Here is a 17,437-nt window from a genome sequence, read left to right on the forward strand (position 1 = left end):
CGTGCAAGAGGCGTGCAAGCCCGCTGCAAGGGGTGGGCTGCATCGTCTACGGCATGAACCTCACTGCAACTCCCCCAGCTATCGAGGCCGACGGGCTCGTGAAGCTCTTCGGCCGTCAGCGCGCCGTCGACGGCGTGAGCCTGTCCGTTCCGACCGGGTCGGTGTACGGAGTGCTCGGCCCGAACGGCGCCGGCAAGACCACGACGGTGCGGATGCTTGCGACGCTGTTGCGTCCGGACGGCGGCGAGGCCCGCATCTTCGGTCACGATGTGGTGCGCGAACCGAACGCGGTGCGCTCGCTGGTCGGGGTCACGGGCCAGTATGCGTCCGTCGACGAGGACCTGTCGGCGGTCGAGAATCTGGTGATCTTCGCCCGGTTGCTGGGCCTGAGCCGGGGTGATGCCCGCCGGAAGTGCACGGCACTGCTCGAGGAGTTCGACCTCACCGAGGCGGCGACGAAGCCGCTCAAGAATTTCTCGGGCGGCATGCGTCGACGTCTGGACCTGGCGGCCAGCCTGATCGCCCACCCTCCGCTGTTGTTCCTGGACGAGCCGACGACGGGTCTGGACCCTCGGACGCGCGCCCAGATGTGGGACACCATCCGCAGGCTGGTCGCGGACGGGTCGACGGTGCTGCTCACCACGCAGTATCTCGACGAGGCGGATCAGCTGGCCGATCGGATCGCCGTCATCGACCGCGGGAAGGTGATCGCGGACGGCACGGCCGACGAGTTGAAGGCGTCCGTCGGCGTCTCCTCGCTGCAGTTGACCCTGGTCGATCGCGGGCAGACCGACGACGCGCGGTCGGTGATCGCACACACTCTCGGTGTGGAGGTGGCGATCACCCCGGAGATCGGCCGCCTCACCGCACCGATGACCGATCCGTCGCTCACCGTGGAACTGTTGATCCGGCTGCGCGACCACGGGATCGCCGTCGACGAGATCACCGTCCAGAAGCCGAGTCTCGACGAGGTCTTCCTCACCATCACCGGCCACGGCGCAGACGCCACCGAGGCCGACACCGAACGGAGCGTCGCATGACCACCACCCTCGAATCCCGCACTCACGCGGGTCCCCAACCGATTCCGGAGGCCCGGAACCGGATCAGCCTCGAGCAGTCCGTCGCGAACACGCTGACGATGGCGTACCGGGGACTGCTCAAGATCAAGCACAACCCCGAGCAGCTGTTCGACGTCGTCGTCCAGCCGATCATCTTCACGTTGATGTTCACATACATCTTCGGTGGCGCCATCTCCGGCGACGTGGCGTCGTATCTGCCGATCATCATCCCGGGCATCCTGGTCCAGACGGTGATCACCACGTCGATCGTGACGGGCACCCAGTTGCGGGAAGACATGGACAAGGGCGTCTTCGACCGCTTCAAGTCCCTGCCGATCGCCCGCATCGCGCCGCTGTCCGGTGCGCTCCTCGCCGACGTCGTGCGGTACGGCATCGCCACGACCATCACGTTCGCCGTCGGTATCGCGATGGGTTACCGGCCCGGCGGCGGTGTCGTCGGGGTGGTGTCGGCCGGCGCGCTCGTCATCGTCTGCGCCTTCTCGATCAGCTGGATCTTCGCCCTGATGGGTGTCCTGATGAGCAAAGCGTCTTCGGTGCAGGGCATTTCGATGCTCATTCTGTTCCCGCTGACGTTCATGTCGAACGCGTTCGTGCCCGCCGACACGATGCCGGGCTGGATGCAGGCGTTCGTGAACGTCAACCCCGTGTCGCACGTCGTGACCGCGGTGCGTGAACTCGTCAACGACGGCCACTTCGGTGTCCACGTCGTGTGGTCGCTGCTCGGCGCCGCCGTGATCGTCGCGATCATGGCTCCGCTGACGGTCCGGACGTACATGCGTAAGGCCTGACAACCGAAGAAGGAGCGAGCCGGTGGACGCGGGGTCCACCGGCTCGCTTCGTCTATTTCTCCAGTTCGGGGGCGTCCGCCTGCAACTCCCCCACCTCGGTCTTGAGGATCCGCATGGAGCGGCCCAGGCCGCGGGCGGCGTCAGGGAGTTTCTTCGACCCGAACAGCACCACGAGCACGATCGCGATGATCGCCCAGTGGCTCGGGCTCAGCGCCCCCACTACTGGGGCTCCTCACCGTCGGGGTACACGGCGTCCACCTCGACCTCGACGAGCCAGCCCGCGGCGGGCAGGCTCGCGACCTCGAGCGCGAACCGGCTGGGACGCGCGGAGTTCCGTTCCATCGGCGCGGCCGGTTCCGCGGTGCCGAGCGGGACCAGTTCGGTGTCCCCGGTGTCGAGGTTGGTGTTCGCGAAGAACTGCCGGTAGGCGCGGTTCCAGCCGGCGTAGTCGGCGCGGTCGGTGCCGGGGGCGTTGTCGAGGAACACCCGCATGGTCACGACGTCCTCGAGCGTCAGTCCCTGCGCCTCGAGATTGTCGCGAATCCGCTTCAGCGCGTTGATGCCCTGCGCCTCGGTGATCGTGACTCCGGCCGGGAGTGCGCCGCCCGCGAACACGTCGGTGTCGATGTACGACTCGGGGGTGCCCTCGGGTGCGGTCTTGTTCGACGCGCCCGGGCCGATGCCGCTCGACTTGTAGACGGCGGTGCCGCCGCCGATGGCCACACCCTGCGCGATCATCGGATTCGCCTCGCCGGCTTCGAGAACGGACTTCGACACGAAGGTGCTGCCGGGCGCCTCCGCCGCCGCCTCCTCGGAGGAGCACGATGTCGCCCCGGCGATCAGAGCGGATGCTGCGAGCGCGGCGGTCACGGCCTTGGTACGAAAAGACTTCACAGTTCACAACTCCTTGTTCGAGGGGAAGGTCAGGCTTCCTGGGCCACGCGCTCGTGGATGTGGGTGACGACGTCGCGGGCGGACGTCAGGGCGCCGTGCTGCCACGCGATCGCGTTGGACAGGTGGTCGCCGGCGAAGTAGATCTTGTCGACGGGTTCGAGCAGCTTCTCGTACTCGGGAGTGGCCGCCCCGCCGTGCGAGCCGCCGCTGCCCGCCCAGTTGGCCCAGGCACTCTCGGAGTACTTGGTGCGACGCCAGCTGCCCGAGAACGACGACGAGATGTCGCGGGTGTACTTCTCGCCGTGGATCTCCGAGCCCTCCGCGATCGCCTTGGCGAGCCGCTGGCGGTGAGTGAGGGATTCGAACGCTTCCTGACGCTTGCCGCTGCTGTAGTAGGCGACGACCACGCCTCGGTCGGAGTTGTAGTGGTCGTACGGGAACATGATCTGCGAGATGTCCTTGTCGGTGTTGGATGCGCCGCCGTAGATGCGGTCCTCCGTCTCCCACCACCGGCGCGAGTACTCGATGCCGAGCTTTCCGGACGACGACGGCTTGGCCGCCTTCAGTGCGGTGAGCACGTCGGCGGGCAGATTGTTCTGCAGTCGTCCGACGAGGTGCGGCGGGATCGTGCAGATCGCGTAGTCGGCGGTGATCGACTTCTTCGCGCCGCCGGCGGTGTATTCGACGGTGACGCCCTCGGACACGTTCTTCATCGACGTCACCTCGGCGCCGAAGACGATGTTGTCGGTGCCGATCCTGTCCTGGAAGGCGTAGTAGATCCGGTCCATGCCGCCGACCGGGGTGAACATCATCATCGCCTGGTCGTAGCCGAAGTCGAAGCTGAAGTTGCGGCCGATGCCGCTGCGGATCACTTCCTGCATCGCGAACGGCTTCTTCTCGGTGCCGAAGTTCAGGCCGGCCCCGGGCTCGGAATCGTAACCGCGACGGGAGGATCCGAGATAGCGGCCGTCGTCGGACAGGTCACCGAAGTCGCTGAGGAACTCCGACAGCGCATCCTTGTCCTCCCGGCTCAGCACCTGGTCGAGGGCGCCCTGATCGGTGGCCTTCTTCAGCAGCTCCGACATGTAGCCGAACGTGTCGGCCTTCGCGGCGCGGTAGGTGACGGACTGGCCCGACAGCGACGTGTCGCTCTGGTAGTTCACGAACGTGTTGGCGTTCTGGTTTCCGAAGCCCTGGATCTCGACGCCGAGTTCGCGGCAGTAGTCGAGCGTGATGTGGCTCTGCGGGATGCGGGTGGCGCCGACGTTGTAGAAGTGCCCCTCGGAGAACGTGCATTTCTGCGTCTCGCCGTTCAGGTCGGTCTCCTCGGTGCCGCCCCGGGCCGTCCAGACGCGGCCGCCGGGCCGGGTGCGGGCCTCGAGGACCGTCACCGTGTACCCGGCCTTCTGCAGTTCGAACGCCGAACACAGACCGGCGGGGCCGCCGCCGAGCACGACCACGGAGTGACTGCCCTTCACCTTCCCGATCAGGTCGCCGGCCGCGAGCGGCTGGAACGCGCGGGCGGGAGCGGCGGTCGACGGTGCGAGCCCGAGCGTCGACATCGCGCCGTACGCGAGTCCCGCGCCCCCGGTGGCCCCGAGGCCCTTCATGAAAGATCTACGTGTGAATGCCAATTCGCGCTCCCATTCTTGCGCCCGGCGACCCGGGTAACTTGTCCGGATTCATCCTGGGAGGAACGCGAGTCGGGAAGTTGTCGGCGGCGAAACAGTCTGAGGCCGGCGAGCGAGAACGGGCGCGGGCCGTTCTCACTCCCGAAGCGCAGTTCGACCCGAAACCGAAACTTTCCGGCAACACGACGCGGCTAGTTTCACGCGCATGTCAGCCCTTTCCGACGCCATCGCGCGTTCGTTCGCCACCGGCGAGCCCGAACGTCAGGCCGTATCGCCGCTGCGTGCGCTGGGCCGGCGGCAGTTGTCGGGCTTCGAGGTTCTCGCCCAGTCGGTGGCCACGACGGCTCCGGCGGTGTCGATGGTGGTCCTGCCCGTCACCATGTTCACCCACCAGATGCTGCTGAGTGGTCTGATCACGATCGTCATCGCCACGGTGGTGGTCTCCCTGATCGCGGTATGCGTCTCGCAGTTCACGCGACGTATGGCGGCCGCGGGCGGCCTCTACAGTTTCGTGTTCCAGGGCCTCGGCACGCGTGCCGCGCTGACCGCCGGGGTCGCCATGCTGACCAAGTACGTGGGCAGTGCGGTGATGACGCTGTACCACGGTGGCCAGGCCGTGATCGCGACGCTCGGCCTCTTCGGGCTGGAATTGCGCGAACCCGCCGAACGTCTCCTCGTGTACGCCGGGATCGCGATCGTGATCCTCGGCTGCCTGGTCCGCGGAGTGCGGTTCGCGGCCCTCGCCATCCTCGCCGTGGAATCGTGCTCGTTGCTCTTCATCGTCGGTCTGATGATCGTGACCGGCGCGGGCGGCCAGCACGCCGCAGTGCCGCCGTCCGATTCCGCGTACGGGCCGCTACTCATGACGCTGGCCGCGGTGTTCGCCCTGGCCGGCTTCGAGAGCGCGACGTTCTTCGGCCCGGAGGCCAAGCGCCCGCTCGCCACCGTCACCCGCACCGTGATGCTCACGCCGATGATCTGCGGCGGCCTGTTCATCTTCTCGGCGTGGGCCGCCTGGTCCGGTCGCACGGACACTCTGGTCAACGCGTACCTGCACGGCACCGGCACCGGGGTCGACCCGGCCGTGGTGATCGCCCTGAACCTCGGGTTGGGCACGTCGTGGCTGGCGTCGGCGATGGCGTCGTCGAATGCCGCGTCGCGCCTGCTGTATTCGATGGGGATCGAACGGGTCGTCCCGCGTCTGTTCGCCCGCGTGCACCGCAGCTACCGCACCCCGTACGCGGCACTGGCGGTCATCGTGTGCGCCGTCTGTGTCGGTGCCGCGACGTTCGGCATCGTCGGCAAATCGACCGGATTTTCTCACGTGCAGTTGATCGCCAGGACCGCGGTGGTCGCGGCGTACGTGCTGGTGGCCGTGGCATCGGTGCGGTTCCTCAGTCGCATCGGGGAACACACCCCTCTCGTCCTTGCGGCGGGAGTGGCGGGCAGCGCCGCCGGCGGAATCGTCCTGGCCTACATGCTGTTCGTCAACGTGGCCCACGGCTTCGCGATGGTCCCCACCGTGGTGCTGACCCTGTTGCTGTCGGGTTCGGCGTGGCAGCTGTACCTGCGATGGCGCCACCCGGCGAGTCTGCGGTCGATGGGTGTGTTCGACACGGCGGAAACGGACGATGTGCTGCCGGGAGCCGGGGTGTTCGCCACGGACGCCGCCGGAAACCTCGCGTTGACGGCGGCTGGACGCACCCCCGGGTCTTGGTGATGGGCGCCCGAGCCGGGGAGATCGCGGGCCACGAACCACGCGCCGTGCAGAAGGCGCTCGCCCTGCTCGAGGCCGTGGCTCAGCTCGGGTCCGGGGCGACCGCGCGAGACATCGCCGCGCACGCGGGGATCCCCCAGGCCACGGCGTACCGGTTGCTCAATCTCCTGACCGCCGACGGCTATCTGGTGCGGATCGCCGACCTGTCCGGGTTCGCGCTGGGCCGGCGGACCAGGCAGCTCGCGGGGGCGGAGGCGCCGGATCCGGTCGACCACCACGCCGTGCTCGAGGAACTGCGGGGGCAGGTGCGTTTCGGGATCCATCTGGCGTCGTTCGCGGGCGGCCGGGTACGACTGATCGATCGGGACCCCGACCACGAACTCAGCGGCGAGAACACGATTGCCGCGCACCTGCACGCGTCCGCCATCGGCAAGATCCTCCTCGCGTCCCGTCCGGACCTGGTGCCGCCGAGTCTGCGCCGGGTCACGTCGCGGACCATCACCGACATCGCCGCGCTGCAGGGCGAACTCGACGCCGTCCGCCACACGGGTTCGGCCCGAGAAGTCGACGAGGTGCGGGTGGGCCGCAGCGCGGTCGCCGTCCCGGTGCACGATGCGCAGAACGCGGTGGCCGGTTGTCTTGCGGCGATCGGCAAGACCGGACGCCTGGCCGTCGACGATCCCGAACTCACCGACCTCCTGCGCTCGTGCGCGGCCAGGGTGAGCGGCCGGGTCCCCGCCTGAGGCCGCCACTCACCTCGAACCGGCGAGCATGTCCAGGATTTCGGCGCGCACCGCGCGACGCGACCAGTTGCCGAACCGCTCCTGCGCCGACTCCCAGCGGTCCTGGCCCACGCGCTCGAGCACGAACGCGACGTGCCGGGGGTGTCGCAGCGACGCGATGTCCTGCCGGGCACGGGCTTTCGCGGAGAGCGCCAGCAGCGCGAGGCCCCGATCCTGATCACCGTGCGCGAGCTCGAAGCACCCCACCCCGGCCGCGACGGTTCCGGTGACCGGCAGATCCTGGTAGGCACCCTGTCCCAGCCTCGACAGCGCCGCCTCCGCGAGCTTCGGCACGAACTCCACCATCATCTCGGACCGGCCGTGCAGCACGTGGGCGCACACCACCGACGCCGCCAGCATCATTCCGAACGGATCGGCGTGCGGCTCGGTCAACATCCGGGGATACACCATGTCCAGCGCCTCGCGGTAGCGGGCGAGCCCGCGTTCGACGTCGCCGTCCGCGAGATCGATTTCCGCGAGACTGCCGGTGGCGGCGGCCCGCCATTCGTCCGGCCGATGGTCGTCGGTCCCGGTCCCGGTCCCGGTGCCCGCGCCGCGATGCTCGAGTACCGTCTCGGCCAGCACCTTCCGGCCGGCCTCCACGTCACCGGCGGCGATCAGCGCTGAGGCCTGGAAGCCCCACAGCTGATCGGCCTCCTCCTGCGCACCCAGCTTCCGCATGCCGTCGACAGCATCCTGATAGTGCCGCACCGCGTCCCGGTACTCACCGGACTGGCTCTGCAGCGAACCGAGGAACTGCGACGCCATCGCCGTGCCCCACACGTCACCGATCGCCCCGCACAGTTCGGACACGGTCGTGGCATCCTTCATCGCGCCGCGGAAGTCGCCGAGGTTCTCCCGCATACTGGCCCGCGCGGAGACGGCGGCCGCGCGGGTCTCCGGATCCTCGGACCGCACGCCTTCCGCGACGATCCTCGCCAGGCGCCGACCCGAACCCAGAGACAGGATGAGTCGCACCGCGAACCCGGTGACCGACGGTAGGTCGGGGCGCTCCCGGAGCACGTGACGCAGCCGGATCCGGGCACGGGCGAGCGTGCGTGTCTGGCCACCGAACACCAGGTGCATCGCCGCGAGAAGGAACGTGTACGCCACCAGTTCCGAACCGACGTCCGTCAGGTCGGCGTCCGCCGTCGACCCGAGAATCCGTGGGGTCCAGTTCATCACTTCCGAGTGCGCGCCCCGAATGGCCCACAGTCCGCCCAGCACCGGGAACACGGTCGCCACCGTCTCGGCGTCGTCGCGCTCGACCGCCCACCGGAGGACCGCGAGCAGGTTGTCGTGGTCGGCGTCGATGTCGTCCGCGAGCGCGACCTGGTCGGCACGGCACCGGCGGAGCGCATCGGAAGCGAATCGGCTTGCCCAGACCCCTTGGCGAGCAAACACTTCCGTTCCCTCGCCGGCCGCCGCGAGTTGTTCCTCGCCGTATTCACGCACCGTCTCGAGCATGTAGTAGCGCAGTGTGTCCGACGTCTCCGACACGGACAGCAGCGATTGGTTGACGAGGCCCTCGACGGCGTCCACGACGTCGTCGACGCCGTCCCACTCCGCGATCGTCCGGGCGGCGTCGAGAGTGAACCCGGCCGGGAACCGGCAGAGTCTGCGCAGCGCGATCTGCTGTTGCTCACCCAGAAGCTGCCAGCTCCAGTCGATGACGGCGTGCAGGGTGCGGTGCCGTTCGGGCGACGTCGGGTCGTGGGATCGCAGTAGCGCGAACCGGTGCTCGAGCCGTCGGCCGATGTCCTCGACGCTCATGCTGCGCACCCGGGCCGCGGCGAGTTCGATCGCGAGCGGGAGACCGTCGAGGGTGCGGCAGACGCTGCGCACCGTTTCCGGGTCGAGGCGCGCGGTGGGCCGCACGGCGCGAGCCCGCGCCGTGAACAGTTGCACGGCCGGCGCGTCGTCGTCGTCGATCGCCAGCGGCGGCAGCGGGTACACGGCCTCGGACGCGAGCATGAGAGGGGACCGGCTGGTGGCGAGGACGGTCAGCTGGTCGCCGGCGGCCACCAGGTCGGCCACGACCTCGGAGCAGGCGCCGATGACGTGCTCACAGTTGTCGAGGATCAGGAGCATGGGCCCTGCCGACAGCGCTTCCCGGAGCCGTTCCCGCGCCGAATGGACGCGGCTGACCGTGAGCCGGCCCGGAGCGATGTCGACCTCGCTGAGCCCGAGCGTGCTGCTGATCGCCGCCACGACGTCCTCGCTGCTGCGCAGCGACGCGAGTTCCACCAGAGCCACGGACGTTCCCGCGGCTGCCCGCGCGCCCAGTTCGTGGGCGAGTCGCGTCTTGCCGGCACCGCCGGGCCCGAGGACGGTCACCACCCGCGAGGATGTGAGCAGCTTCTCGATCTCCTCGATGTCCGAGTCGCGTCCCAGGAGCGCGTTGGGTGCCGCGCGGAGCCCGATCGCCGTCCGATCCGGCGACGCGAGGTGCGGAGCCGCCACGTCATCGGAACGTCCGCCCCGCAGGATCTCGGTGTGCAGGGCGACGAGCGCCTGCGACGGATCGGACCCCAGCCGGGACACCATCCGCTTGCGGAACGTCGCGAACACGTCCAGCGCCTCGTTGTCCCGTCCGAGCCCGGCGAGCGCCCGCATCAGGTGCGCGTGCGCCTGCTCGTCGAGAGGTTCGGCGGCGACGTGGGCCAGCGCCTTCGGGAGGGCGGCGTCCCAGTCCTCCACCTTCACCAGCGCAGCAAGTTCCGCGGCCTCGAGTTGCGCCCGGATCACGGCGGCGTCGGCAGCGAGTTCCGTTGCGGCGGCACTGCCGGGAAGGTCGGCGCCGGGGTCGCCGCGCCACAGCGCGAGGACGTCGCGGATCTCGTCGGGCCCGACGCTGCGACCGTTCCCCCGGCCCCGCAGCCGACGTGCCACGTCTTCTGCGCGCGCCAGATCGACGGCATCCCTGGGCACCGCCAGCCGGTAACCGGCCGGGCCGATCTCCAGTGCTCCGTCCGGCAACGCCGCACGCAGACGGGAGACCTGCGTGTGCAGCGCGTTCATCGGGGACCGCGGCGGATCGTCGCCCCACACCTCGTCGATGAGGGCCTGCGCCGACCGACTCCGGCCGGGATCGCGGGCGAGCGCCACCAGCAGACTGCGCGCGCGGGTGCCGGGCAGCGGTGCGAGCACGCCCGATCGCCACGTCGATACCTCACCCAACAAGGCGACCTGGATCGGTGTGCTCGCCGGCGCCACCCTCTCGTCCACGCTCATGTGCTGGTCCACCGCGTTCGATGGTATTGCACGGCGTGGGTGCGGGCGTCTTCTCGCTCGGTGCAAAGATCGGTACATGGCAACGGCTGCTCAATGGATCGAAGGCGCTCGACCGCGCACCCTCCCGAACGCGATCGCCCCGGTGCTCGTGGGCACCGGCGCCGCGGCGTCGCTCGGCGGCGCGGTGTGGTGGAAGGCAGTGTTGGCACTGGTGGTCTCTCTCGCGTTGATCGTGGGCGTCAATTTCGCCAACGACTACTCGGACGGGATCCGCGGCACCGACGACGAGCGGGTGGGGCCGCTGCGGCTCGTCGGGTCGAAGCTGGTGAAACCGTCGGCGGTGAAGGCTGCGGCCATCGCCTGCTTCGGCGTCGCCGCGGTGGCCGGTCTGGCCCTCGCCGTCACCACCGCCTGGTGGCTCGTGCTGATCGGCGCCCTCTGCATCGTGGGCGCCTGGTTCTACACCGGCGGCAAGAAGCCGTACGGGTACAGCGGCTTCGGCGAGGTCGCCGTCTTCGTGTTCTTCGGTCTCGTCGCCGTGCTGGGCACCCAGTACGTGCAGGCCGAGACGGTGGACTGGGCCGGTCTCGTGTCCGCGATCGCAGTCGGTTCGTTCTCGAGCGCGGTTCTCGTCGCCAACAATCTGCGGGACATTCCCACCGACACCGAGTCCGGCAAGCGCACGCTCGCAGTCCGGCTCGGCGACTCGCGTACCCGCATCCTGCATCTCGTCACGCTGACGGTTCCGTTCGTGGTGACTCTCGTCCTGGTGCTGCGCACCCCCTGGTCGCTCGTCGGGCTGCTCGCGCTGCCTCTCGCGGTCCGGGCGAACGCGCCGGTCCGCTCCGGCGGCCTGGGCCTCGCACTGATTCCCGCGCTTCGGGATTCGGGGCTGGCGATGCTGATCTGGGGCGCCGCCACCGCCGTGGCCCTGTCGGCCGCCTGAGCGGCCCGCCGGGTCAGTCGCCGTCCGGGAGGACGATACCGAGGATGAAGTTGACGATCGAGATGATCAGGCCTCCCCACACGGCGGTCCAGAAGCCGTCGACGGTCAGTCCGTAATCGGTCTGGGAGCTCAACCATGCGGTGAGCAGCAGCATCAGGGCGTTGATCACCAGGGTGAACAGGCCGAGCGTCAGGATCAGCAACGGCAGCGACAGCAGCTTCACCAGTGGTTTGACGAAGATGTTGACGACGGTGAACACCGCCGCGATGCCGAGCAGCACCACGATGTCCCATCCGGTTCCGTTGCCCGAACTGGAGATGTCGATGCCCGACACCCAGGCTGCCGCCAGCCAGATCGCGAACGCGTTGATGACGAGGCGTACCAAGAAGGTCATGGGTGCATGCTGGCACACCGTTCGGACAAACGGGAACCGGATAACCCGGGACCGGACGGTCAGGCGGCGCGGTCGTCGAGTGCCGCGTGGACGCGACGGCGGAGTTCGCCGACACCGATCTGGACCTCGAGGATCTCCCGCGTCGTGCCGTCGGCCATTCGCAGCACTCCGAGGAGAATGTGCTCGGCGCCGATGTGATCGTCCTTGCGCGCCAGCGCCTCCCGCAGTGACAGTTCGATCGCCTTCTTGGCGTCGCGGGTGAACCCGATGTGCCCCGACTTCCGGCCGAACCAGCCGCGCTTCTCCGACGGCTCCTCGGGATCGAGGACGCCCTTGCCGAAGTTCCGCTCGAGGCTCTGACGCACCGCGTCGAGGTCGATGCCGATCGATTCGAGCGCTTCCGCGTCGGCGGCACTCAAGGCCGTGCCGCGCGTCGCGACGGTCGATCGCGACTTCTCCTCCTCGATGCCGGCGTCGGCGAGGATGCCGTGGACGGGTTCGGTTTTGACGGACAGCAGCGCGAGCACGAGGTGTTCGGGCCCGATCTGTGGCGACTTCAGTACGCGCGCTTCCTGTTGCGCGCCGATCACCACGGCCCGAGCGTCCGTCGAGAATCGTTCGAACATGCGCCGTTACCTCCCTCTCCGATTGTGCTTCTGATGGACGGCCTGCCTGCTCACCTCGAGGGAGTCGGCGATCGCCTGCCAGGACCAGCCCTGGGCGCGGGCGTTGGCGACCTGGATGGCCTCGAGCCGTTCGAGGAGACGCCGCAGCGCACGCACGGCCCGCAACCCCTCGGCGGGGTCTGGGCTGCCCGCTGCTGCGGCGAGCGTGGTTGCTTCGGTCATGCATGTCAATCTAGGTTGACACCGATCGGGTGTCAACCCTCCTTGACAGATCCCCGGGGGCGGTCGTCAGTACGCCGCGACCGCCCCGTCGACGGCGATCTGCAGGTCCTTCTGCACGACATGGGCGATGTCCATCGGTTTCGCCGGAAGGTCGAACAGCGGCTCGCCGACGAAGACGCTGGCCGACTTCACGTTCTCGGTATCGGGCCCATCGGCGTCCGGCCCGTAACTGAGGCCGATGGACAGCAGCACGGGTGAGACTCCGCGATCTGCCGCACGTTTCGCGATGTGACCGATGCCGCTGTTGATGTGCTGCAGGCGGGTCGGGTCGTCCTCGTTGCACGTGCCCTCGGGAAAGATCGCCAGGTTGTCACCGCGGCACAGCCGTTCGGCGGAGATGTCCATCATGAGCCTGCCTGCATCGGCGACCGCCCGCAGACCGTAGTTCTTGCTGCGGAACACCGGGATACCGCCCATCATGTCGACCTTCTTGTGCAGGTCGGGATCGACGAACAATTCGTCCTTCGCGAGCACCCGGGTGCGTCCGATCGCGCGGCGCAGCGGCGTCTTCCAGGCCGTGGCCGCGAGCGTGTACTGATCGCTGTGGGTGATGTGATTGGCGGCGACGATCAGCACCCTGCCGGACTTCACCAGCCCGGCCAGCTGCGCCTTCGCGTCGTCGGCGTACGTGATCCGCGGCCGGTACTTCGCATACAGCGACGCGTACGCCAGCTTGGCGAGCGCCCGATTCTGCTGATGGTCGCGGTAGTACGCGTACACCGCTTCGTAGTTCTCGAGAGTTACCTCGGGCTTGTCCATCCTCGTCCCCGATCCGTCGTCCTATCGCCAGGCTACCAACCTACGGTTGCGTAGCCTACGGTGGAGTAAGTTTGGGAAAGTGCAGGGAAACTGTGCGAACAGCACGATTTCGGGTAAAAAAGACCTGTGATCCGCCCGGCCATTTCCACCGACCTGCCCGCTCTGCAAGACATCGAAATCGCGGCGGGTGCGCCGTTTCGTGACATCGGAATGGACGCCGTCGCCGACGATCCCCCGTTCACACTCGACGAGCTGACCGAATACCTCCAGCTGGAATGCATTTGGGTCGCCGTCGACGCAGACGACGCACCGGTCGCATACGCACTCGTCGCCGTGGTCGACGGAGCCGCCCACATCGAGCAGGTGTCGGTCCACCCCGGCCACGCCCGCCAGGGGCTCGGCGCCCTGCTCCTCGACGAGATCTCGTCGTGGGCGGCGGTCCGCGGACTGCCCGCCCTCACCCTCACCACGTTCGTCGACGTCCCGTGGAACGCCCCCTACTACGAGCGGCTGGGTTTCCGTCCCCTGCCGGAAGACACCCTGACCCCGGGCCTGTCGCGCATCCGCGCCGACGAGGCCCGGCACGGCCTCGCCGCGTGGCCGCGGGTCACGATGTCCCGCCCGGTGACGGCGCCGGTGCGGACCGCCGCGACCGCGCCTCAGCCGGGCTGACCCGGCCACTCCCCCGTCGCAGCGAAGCGGTCGAGCACCGCGGCCGGACCCGTGAGGTCGATACCCTCCCCGGCCACCCAGTCGTCGTCGAAGTAGGTGTCCGCGTAGCGTTCGCCGCCGTCGCACAGGATCGTGACCACACTGCCGGACCGTCCGGCCGCGAGCATCTCGGCGACGACGGTGAACGCACCCCACAGGTTCGTTCCCGTGGAGCCGCCGACCCGGCGGCCCAGCACCGAACTGGCGTGCCGAGCCGTGGCGATGGACGCGGCGTCGGGCACCCGCATCATCCGGTCGATGACCTGCCCGACGAACGACGGCTCCACCCGCGGCCTGCCGATGCCCTCGATGCGCGAGGGCATCCCCGTCGCGTAGTCGCAGGAGTTGGAGTCGTAGCCGCCGAAGAACGCCGAGTTCTCCGGATCGACCACGAGCAGACGGGTCGCGTGCCTGCGGTAGCGGATGTACCGGCCCAGCGTCGCGCTGGTGCCGCCGGTTCCGGCGCTCATGACGAGCCAGTCCGGCACCGGATGCTCTTCACGAATCATCTGGTGGTAGATCGACTCGGCGATATTGTTGTTGCCCCGCCAGTCGGTGGCCCGCTCCGCGTGCGTGAACTGGTCCATGAAGTGACCGTTCGTTTCCGCGGCGAGCCGCCGGGCCTCGCTGTAGATCTCCGGCGGCCGGTCGATGAAGTGGCAGCGACCGCCCTGCGCCTCGATGAGCGCGATCTTCGCGCCGCTCGTGCTGCGCGGCATGACGGCCACGAAGTCGAGACCGAGCATCTTCGCGAAGTACGCCTCGCTGACGGCCGTGGACCCCGAGGACGCCTCGATGACCGTCGTCCCCTCGGTGATCCATCCGTTGCAGATCGCGTAGAGGAACAGCGACCGGGCCAGGCGATGCTTGAGGCTGCCCGTGATGTGGGTCGACTCGTCCTTCAGATAGAGCTGCACACCCCATTCGACGGGCAGCGGGTACCGCAGCAGGTGCGTGTCGGCGCTGCGCTGCGCATCGGCGTCGATGAGGCGGACGGCGTTGTCCACCCAGTCACGCGGAAAGCTCCGGTCGATGACGACGCAGTCGCCGTCCGTCACCGGGACGTGCCCTCACCGCGGAGCCTGGCACGCAGGTCGGCCTGGTCGGCGCGACGCTGCGCGTCGAACGCGGCGATCCCCTCGTTGACCCGCCGACGGAGTTTCGCGAACAGGAGCAGCGACAGCGGGAGCGCGATGAGGACCGCGAAGATGGCCGCGACGAGCAGCGGCACGGCGACTCCGACGAGTGCGGCCACCCCGAGGATGATGGCGCCGATGACGACGACCAGCAGTAGCCGGGCGATCGAATAGATCGCGACGTCGCGCGCCAACTGCCCCTTGGTCACCCGCCCGTCCGGCTTCGCCGGTGCGCTCGAATCGGCTGCGACGGGGCGCTCGACCTGGTCTTCTGGCTTCTCGGATGACTCACTCACGCTCCCAGGTTACCCATCGCCGAGGCCACTCCTCACACGTCCGACTTATCCGATTTGTCTATTACCTCCCCTTTACCAACATTAGATCGTTCGAGTACCCGGGGTGCCAGATGCCACGATGACGAAGATCAGTCGCAACAGCGGCCGGCTTCAGCACAGACCAGTCGAAAGCAGTGGAGGACCGTCGATGAGCGCACCCACCTACAACGGACCCGGATTCAGCGGATCCAACGAAGCCCTCATGACCCCGGGCCAGGTGGCTGCCCTGTTCCATGTCGACCCGAAGACCGTGACGCGATGGGCGCACGCGGGCCGGCTCGGATCGCTGCGCACCCCCGGCGGGCACCGCCGCTTCCGCGAGGCCGAGGTCATGCAGCTGCTCCGCTCCCTCACGACGGAGGCAGGCCGACCCTGACGCTGGGCGGGCAGCCGCAGGGCTGACCGCGACCGCACTACCCGGGACGCACTGCGACCGGGCAGGTGCCCTCTGCCGCCGACGCGGCTACGCTCAGGGATACCGGCTACCCTCGAGCGGTGTAAGGAGGTGCGCGGTGATCTATCTGTTGGCACTCATCGGGCTCGTGACAGTGGCGGTCCTGCTCTGGAAGGCATTCGGCCCGAACACGAGGCCCGTGCTCAGCAATCGGGTGCAGGGACCCGACGACGACCCGGATTTCCTCTGGAAGGTGGATCGGGAGACCCGTCGGAAGAAGTCCGACGAACCCGAGGCCGGTCCGGCGGACCCCGCCGGGTGAGCCGAAGCCGGGGTGCCGGTCGACCCGGCACCCTCGGCGTCATTGCCTCATCGACGATCCTGTAGCGCGAAACTGGACGCCGGGAAGTCCGACGCGACCGCGGCGGCCAGTTCGAGAAGAGCGGTGCGCGTCTTGGGACGCAGCCGCTCGAGTTCGATTTCGGCTCCCTCTTCGAGGTGCGGATCGAACGGAATCAGCCGGACGAGGCGGCACCGCTGCTCGAAGTGCTCGACGACCTTCGGCAGGTCCACCTTGCCCGACCGTGGTCGCACCGCGTTCACGACGGCCACCGACCGGGACACCAGTTCGCGGTATCCGTGGGCGTCGAGCCAGTCGAGGGTCGCGGAGGCGCTGCGGGCGCCGTCGACGGAGCCCGAGCTGACCACCACGAGCGCGTCGGCCTCTTCGAGGATGGTCTGCATGGCGGAATGCATCAGCCCGGTGCCGCAGTCGGTGAGGACGATGCTGTAGAACTTCTCGAGCATCGTGACGGTCCGCGAGTAGTCGTCCGCGCTGAACGCCTCCGACACCGCCGGGTCGCTGTCGGATGCGAGCACCTCGAGCCGGTGCCTGCTCTGGGACGTGTAACTGCGGACGTCGCTGTACTTTTCGATGCTCTGCTCGTCGCGCAGCAGGTTGCGCACCGTGGCCGGGGTCTCGAGGGGAATCTTCTGACTGAGCGTGCCCCGGTCGGGGTTGGCGTCGACGGCGATGACGCGGTCGCCGCGCAGTGACGCGAACGTGGAGCCGAGGGTCGCGGTGGTGGTGGTCTTGCCCACTCCGCCCTTGAGGCTCAGCAGCGCGATCTTGTAGCAACCCTGCAGCGGCTGGTTGACCTGCTTGGTCAGCTCGATCCGACGCTGTTCCTTCGCACTGTTGCCGACGTTGATGTAGCGGCCGGACAGTTGATACAGCGCCTTGCGCCACCCCGTGGTGGGGGCCGGCTTGACCTGCTTGAGGAGCAGCGACGTCGACAGGTCACGCGCCGATACCGCGTACTGCTGATCGGCATTCGTGTCGTGGGGGCGGGGATGCTGGGGTGTGTGCTGGATCGGCGCCTGCTGCGGCGGCGTGAACGCTCCCTGCGCGGGAGCCTGCTGCGGAGCCGGGGCCTGCTGCGGGGCAGGCGCCTGTTGCGGGACGGGTGCGGCGGCCGGGGCCTGGGTCTGCGGCCGCGCGGGTGCGGCGGAGGGGGCCTGGACACCGGGCTGCGCGAACGGGTTGGGACCCTGCGGCTGGACGTACGGGGCCTGCCGCGCGGCGTTCCATGCGGCGGCCGATGCGTGGTCGTCCAAGGGCGGATTCGATGCAGGCCGTACCGGCTCCCACATGCCGGCGTTGTTTTCGGACATGGCTGAACATCCCCCTCGTGAAGTCTCCATCGTCCCCACCGGTTTCACACCGGTC

General features: G+C 68.6%; 19 protein-coding genes. 8 read left to right on the top strand and 11 right to left on the bottom strand.

Going from position 1 to position 17,437, the window contains the following annotated elements:
- Positions 1–53 precede the first annotated feature (53 nt).
- Both PSR88_RS10165 and PSR88_RS10170 read left to right on the top strand, forming a co-directional pair.
- Positions 54–1,040 (top strand): daunorubicin resistance protein DrrA family ABC transporter ATP-binding protein, encoded by a 987-nt coding sequence (locus PSR88_RS10165; RefSeq protein WP_011594878.1) that lies wholly within the window; start codon positions 54–56, stop codon positions 1,038–1,040.
- Positions 1,037–1,867 (top strand): ABC transporter permease, encoded by an 831-nt coding sequence (locus PSR88_RS10170; protein ID WP_009474694.1) that lies wholly within the window; start codon positions 1,037–1,039, stop codon positions 1,865–1,867. Before PSR88_RS10165 ends, PSR88_RS10170 begins: the two co-directional genes overlap by 4 nt.
- 52 nt (positions 1,868–1,919) lie before the next feature.
- On the opposite strand, the gene tatA is transcribed toward PSR88_RS10170, so the two are convergent.
- The 3 genes from tatA to PSR88_RS10185 are packed head-to-tail and all read right to left on the bottom strand — an operon-like array spanning position 1,920 to position 4,371.
- Positions 1,920–2,087: a Sec-independent protein translocase subunit TatA gene (gene tatA / locus PSR88_RS10175; protein ID WP_011594880.1), complete on the bottom strand. Its 168-nt coding sequence runs from the start codon at positions 2,085–2,087 to the stop codon at positions 1,920–1,922.
- Positions 2,087–2,761, bottom strand: a complete 675-nt coding sequence (locus PSR88_RS10180) for a Rid family hydrolase (protein WP_011594881.1) — start codon at positions 2,759–2,761, stop codon at positions 2,087–2,089. The genes tatA and PSR88_RS10180 overlap by 1 nt, the downstream gene beginning before the upstream one ends.
- 29 nt (positions 2,762–2,790) lie before the next feature.
- A complete protein-coding gene (locus PSR88_RS10185) occupies positions 2,791–4,371 on the bottom strand; it encodes a flavin monoamine oxidase family protein (RefSeq protein WP_009474696.1) in 1,581 nt (526 codons plus the stop codon).
- A gap of 226 nt (positions 4,372–4,597) precedes the next feature.
- Between PSR88_RS10185 and PSR88_RS10190 the strand changes: the two genes are divergently transcribed.
- Entirely contained in the window at positions 4,598–6,112 is a 1,515-nt protein-coding gene (locus tag PSR88_RS10190) for an APC family permease (RefSeq protein WP_016882785.1), read from the top strand.
- Complete coding sequence (locus PSR88_RS10195; protein WP_016882784.1) at positions 6,112–6,852, top strand: IclR family transcriptional regulator; 741 nt, start codon at positions 6,112–6,114, stop codon at positions 6,850–6,852. Before PSR88_RS10190 ends, PSR88_RS10195 begins: the two co-directional genes overlap by 1 nt.
- Positions 6,853–6,861: 9 nt before the next feature.
- Here PSR88_RS10195 and PSR88_RS10200 read toward each other — a convergent pair whose 3' ends face one another.
- Positions 6,862–10,125 (bottom strand): AfsR/SARP family transcriptional regulator, encoded by a 3,264-nt coding sequence (locus PSR88_RS10200; RefSeq protein WP_051004172.1) that lies wholly within the window; start codon positions 10,123–10,125, stop codon positions 6,862–6,864.
- A gap of 76 nt (positions 10,126–10,201) precedes the next feature.
- Between PSR88_RS10200 and PSR88_RS10205 the strand changes: the two genes are divergently transcribed.
- Positions 10,202–11,071, top strand: coding sequence for a 1,4-dihydroxy-2-naphthoate polyprenyltransferase (locus PSR88_RS10205; RefSeq protein ID WP_011594886.1), 870 nt, complete (start codon positions 10,202–10,204; stop codon positions 11,069–11,071).
- Between the two features lie 13 nt (positions 11,072–11,084).
- Here PSR88_RS10205 and PSR88_RS10210 read toward each other — a convergent pair whose 3' ends face one another.
- From PSR88_RS10210 to PSR88_RS10225, 4 genes are all read right to left on the bottom strand, one after another.
- Entirely contained in the window at positions 11,085–11,465 is a 381-nt protein-coding gene (locus tag PSR88_RS10210; RefSeq protein ID WP_009474702.1) for a phage holin family protein, read from the bottom strand.
- 59 nt (positions 11,466–11,524) lie between these two features.
- On the bottom strand, positions 11,525–12,091 hold the full coding sequence (locus PSR88_RS10215) for a Clp protease N-terminal domain-containing protein (RefSeq protein ID WP_016882782.1): 567 nt from the start codon (positions 12,089–12,091) through the stop codon (positions 11,525–11,527).
- 6 nt (positions 12,092–12,097) lie between these two features.
- Positions 12,098–12,313, bottom strand: coding sequence for a hypothetical protein (locus PSR88_RS10220; protein ID WP_005258323.1), 216 nt, complete (start codon positions 12,311–12,313; stop codon positions 12,098–12,100).
- Positions 12,314–12,379: 66 nt separating this feature from the next.
- Positions 12,380–13,132, bottom strand: a complete 753-nt coding sequence (locus tag PSR88_RS10225; RefSeq protein WP_009474704.1) for a lysophospholipid acyltransferase family protein — start codon at positions 13,130–13,132, stop codon at positions 12,380–12,382.
- A gap of 126 nt (positions 13,133–13,258) precedes the next feature.
- On the opposite strand from PSR88_RS10225, the gene PSR88_RS10230 reads away from it, so the two are divergent.
- A complete protein-coding gene (locus PSR88_RS10230) occupies positions 13,259–13,804 on the top strand; it encodes a GNAT family N-acetyltransferase (RefSeq protein WP_009474705.1) in 546 nt (181 codons plus the stop codon).
- Here PSR88_RS10230 and PSR88_RS10235 read toward each other — a convergent pair.
- Positions 13,792–14,901 (bottom strand): PLP-dependent cysteine synthase family protein, encoded by a 1,110-nt coding sequence (locus tag PSR88_RS10235; protein ID WP_009474706.1) that lies wholly within the window; start codon positions 14,899–14,901, stop codon positions 13,792–13,794. The genes PSR88_RS10230 and PSR88_RS10235 overlap by 13 nt on opposite strands.
- Positions 14,898–15,275, bottom strand: coding sequence for a DUF4229 domain-containing protein (locus PSR88_RS10240; protein ID WP_009474707.1), 378 nt, complete (start codon positions 15,273–15,275; stop codon positions 14,898–14,900). The genes PSR88_RS10235 and PSR88_RS10240 overlap by 4 nt, the downstream gene beginning before the upstream one ends.
- Positions 15,276–15,462: 187 nt before the next feature.
- Between PSR88_RS10240 and PSR88_RS10245 the strand changes: the two genes are divergently transcribed.
- Both PSR88_RS10245 and PSR88_RS10250 read left to right on the top strand, forming a co-directional pair.
- Entirely contained in the window at positions 15,463–15,690 is a 228-nt protein-coding gene (locus tag PSR88_RS10245) for a BldC family transcriptional regulator (protein WP_005252019.1), read from the top strand.
- Positions 15,691–15,826: 136 nt separating this feature from the next.
- Positions 15,827–16,030 carry a hypothetical protein gene (locus PSR88_RS10250; protein ID WP_009474708.1) on the top strand — a complete coding sequence of 68 codons (204 nt, stop codon included), beginning with the start codon at positions 15,827–15,829 and terminating at the stop codon, positions 16,028–16,030.
- Positions 16,031–16,077: 47 nt separating this feature from the next.
- Here PSR88_RS10250 and PSR88_RS10255 read toward each other — a convergent pair whose 3' ends face one another.
- The gene (locus tag PSR88_RS10255) at positions 16,078–17,382 is read right to left on the bottom strand and encodes a MinD/ParA family protein (RefSeq protein ID WP_016882781.1); all 1,305 of its coding nucleotides are present in this window, start codon (positions 17,380–17,382) and stop codon (positions 16,078–16,080) included.
- Positions 17,383–17,437 lie beyond the last annotated feature (55 nt).

The sequence above is a fragment of the Rhodococcus sp. DK176 genome (assembly GCF_038447315.2).
GTDB classification, from domain to species: Bacteria; Actinomycetota; Actinomycetes; order Mycobacteriales; family Mycobacteriaceae; genus Rhodococcus_F; species Rhodococcus_F jostii_A.

Coding starts and splice junctions, on each gene's coding strand:
- PSR88_RS10165 (WP_011594878.1), top strand. CDS start 54: ATGAACCTCACTGCAACTCCCCCAGCTATCGAGGCCGACGGGCTCGTG.
- PSR88_RS10170 (WP_009474694.1), top strand. CDS start 1,037: ATGACCACCACCCTCGAATCCCGCACTCACGCGGGTCCCCAACCGATT.
- PSR88_RS10185 (WP_009474696.1), bottom strand. CDS start 4,371: ATGAAGGGCCTCGGGGCCACCGGGGGCGCGGGACTCGCGTACGGCGCG.
- PSR88_RS10190 (WP_016882785.1), top strand. CDS start 4,598: ATGTCAGCCCTTTCCGACGCCATCGCGCGTTCGTTCGCCACCGGCGAG.
- PSR88_RS10195 (WP_016882784.1), top strand. CDS start 6,112: ATGGGCGCCCGAGCCGGGGAGATCGCGGGCCACGAACCACGCGCCGTG.
- PSR88_RS10200 (WP_051004172.1), bottom strand. CDS start 10,125: ATGAGCGTGGACGAGAGGGTGGCGCCGGCGAGCACACCGATCCAGGTC.
- PSR88_RS10205 (WP_011594886.1), top strand. CDS start 10,202: ATGGCAACGGCTGCTCAATGGATCGAAGGCGCTCGACCGCGCACCCTC.
- PSR88_RS10210 (WP_009474702.1), bottom strand. CDS start 11,465: ATGACCTTCTTGGTACGCCTCGTCATCAACGCGTTCGCGATCTGGCTG.
- PSR88_RS10215 (WP_016882782.1), bottom strand. CDS start 12,091: ATGTTCGAACGATTCTCGACGGACGCTCGGGCCGTGGTGATCGGCGCG.
- PSR88_RS10220 (WP_005258323.1), bottom strand. CDS start 12,313: ATGACCGAAGCAACCACGCTCGCCGCAGCAGCGGGCAGCCCAGACCCC.
- PSR88_RS10225 (WP_009474704.1), bottom strand. CDS start 13,132: ATGGACAAGCCCGAGGTAACTCTCGAGAACTACGAAGCGGTGTACGCG.
- PSR88_RS10245 (WP_005252019.1), top strand. CDS start 15,463: ATGAGCGCACCCACCTACAACGGACCCGGATTCAGCGGATCCAACGAA.
- PSR88_RS10255 (WP_016882781.1), bottom strand. CDS start 17,382: ATGTCCGAAAACAACGCCGGCATGTGGGAGCCGGTACGGCCTGCATCG.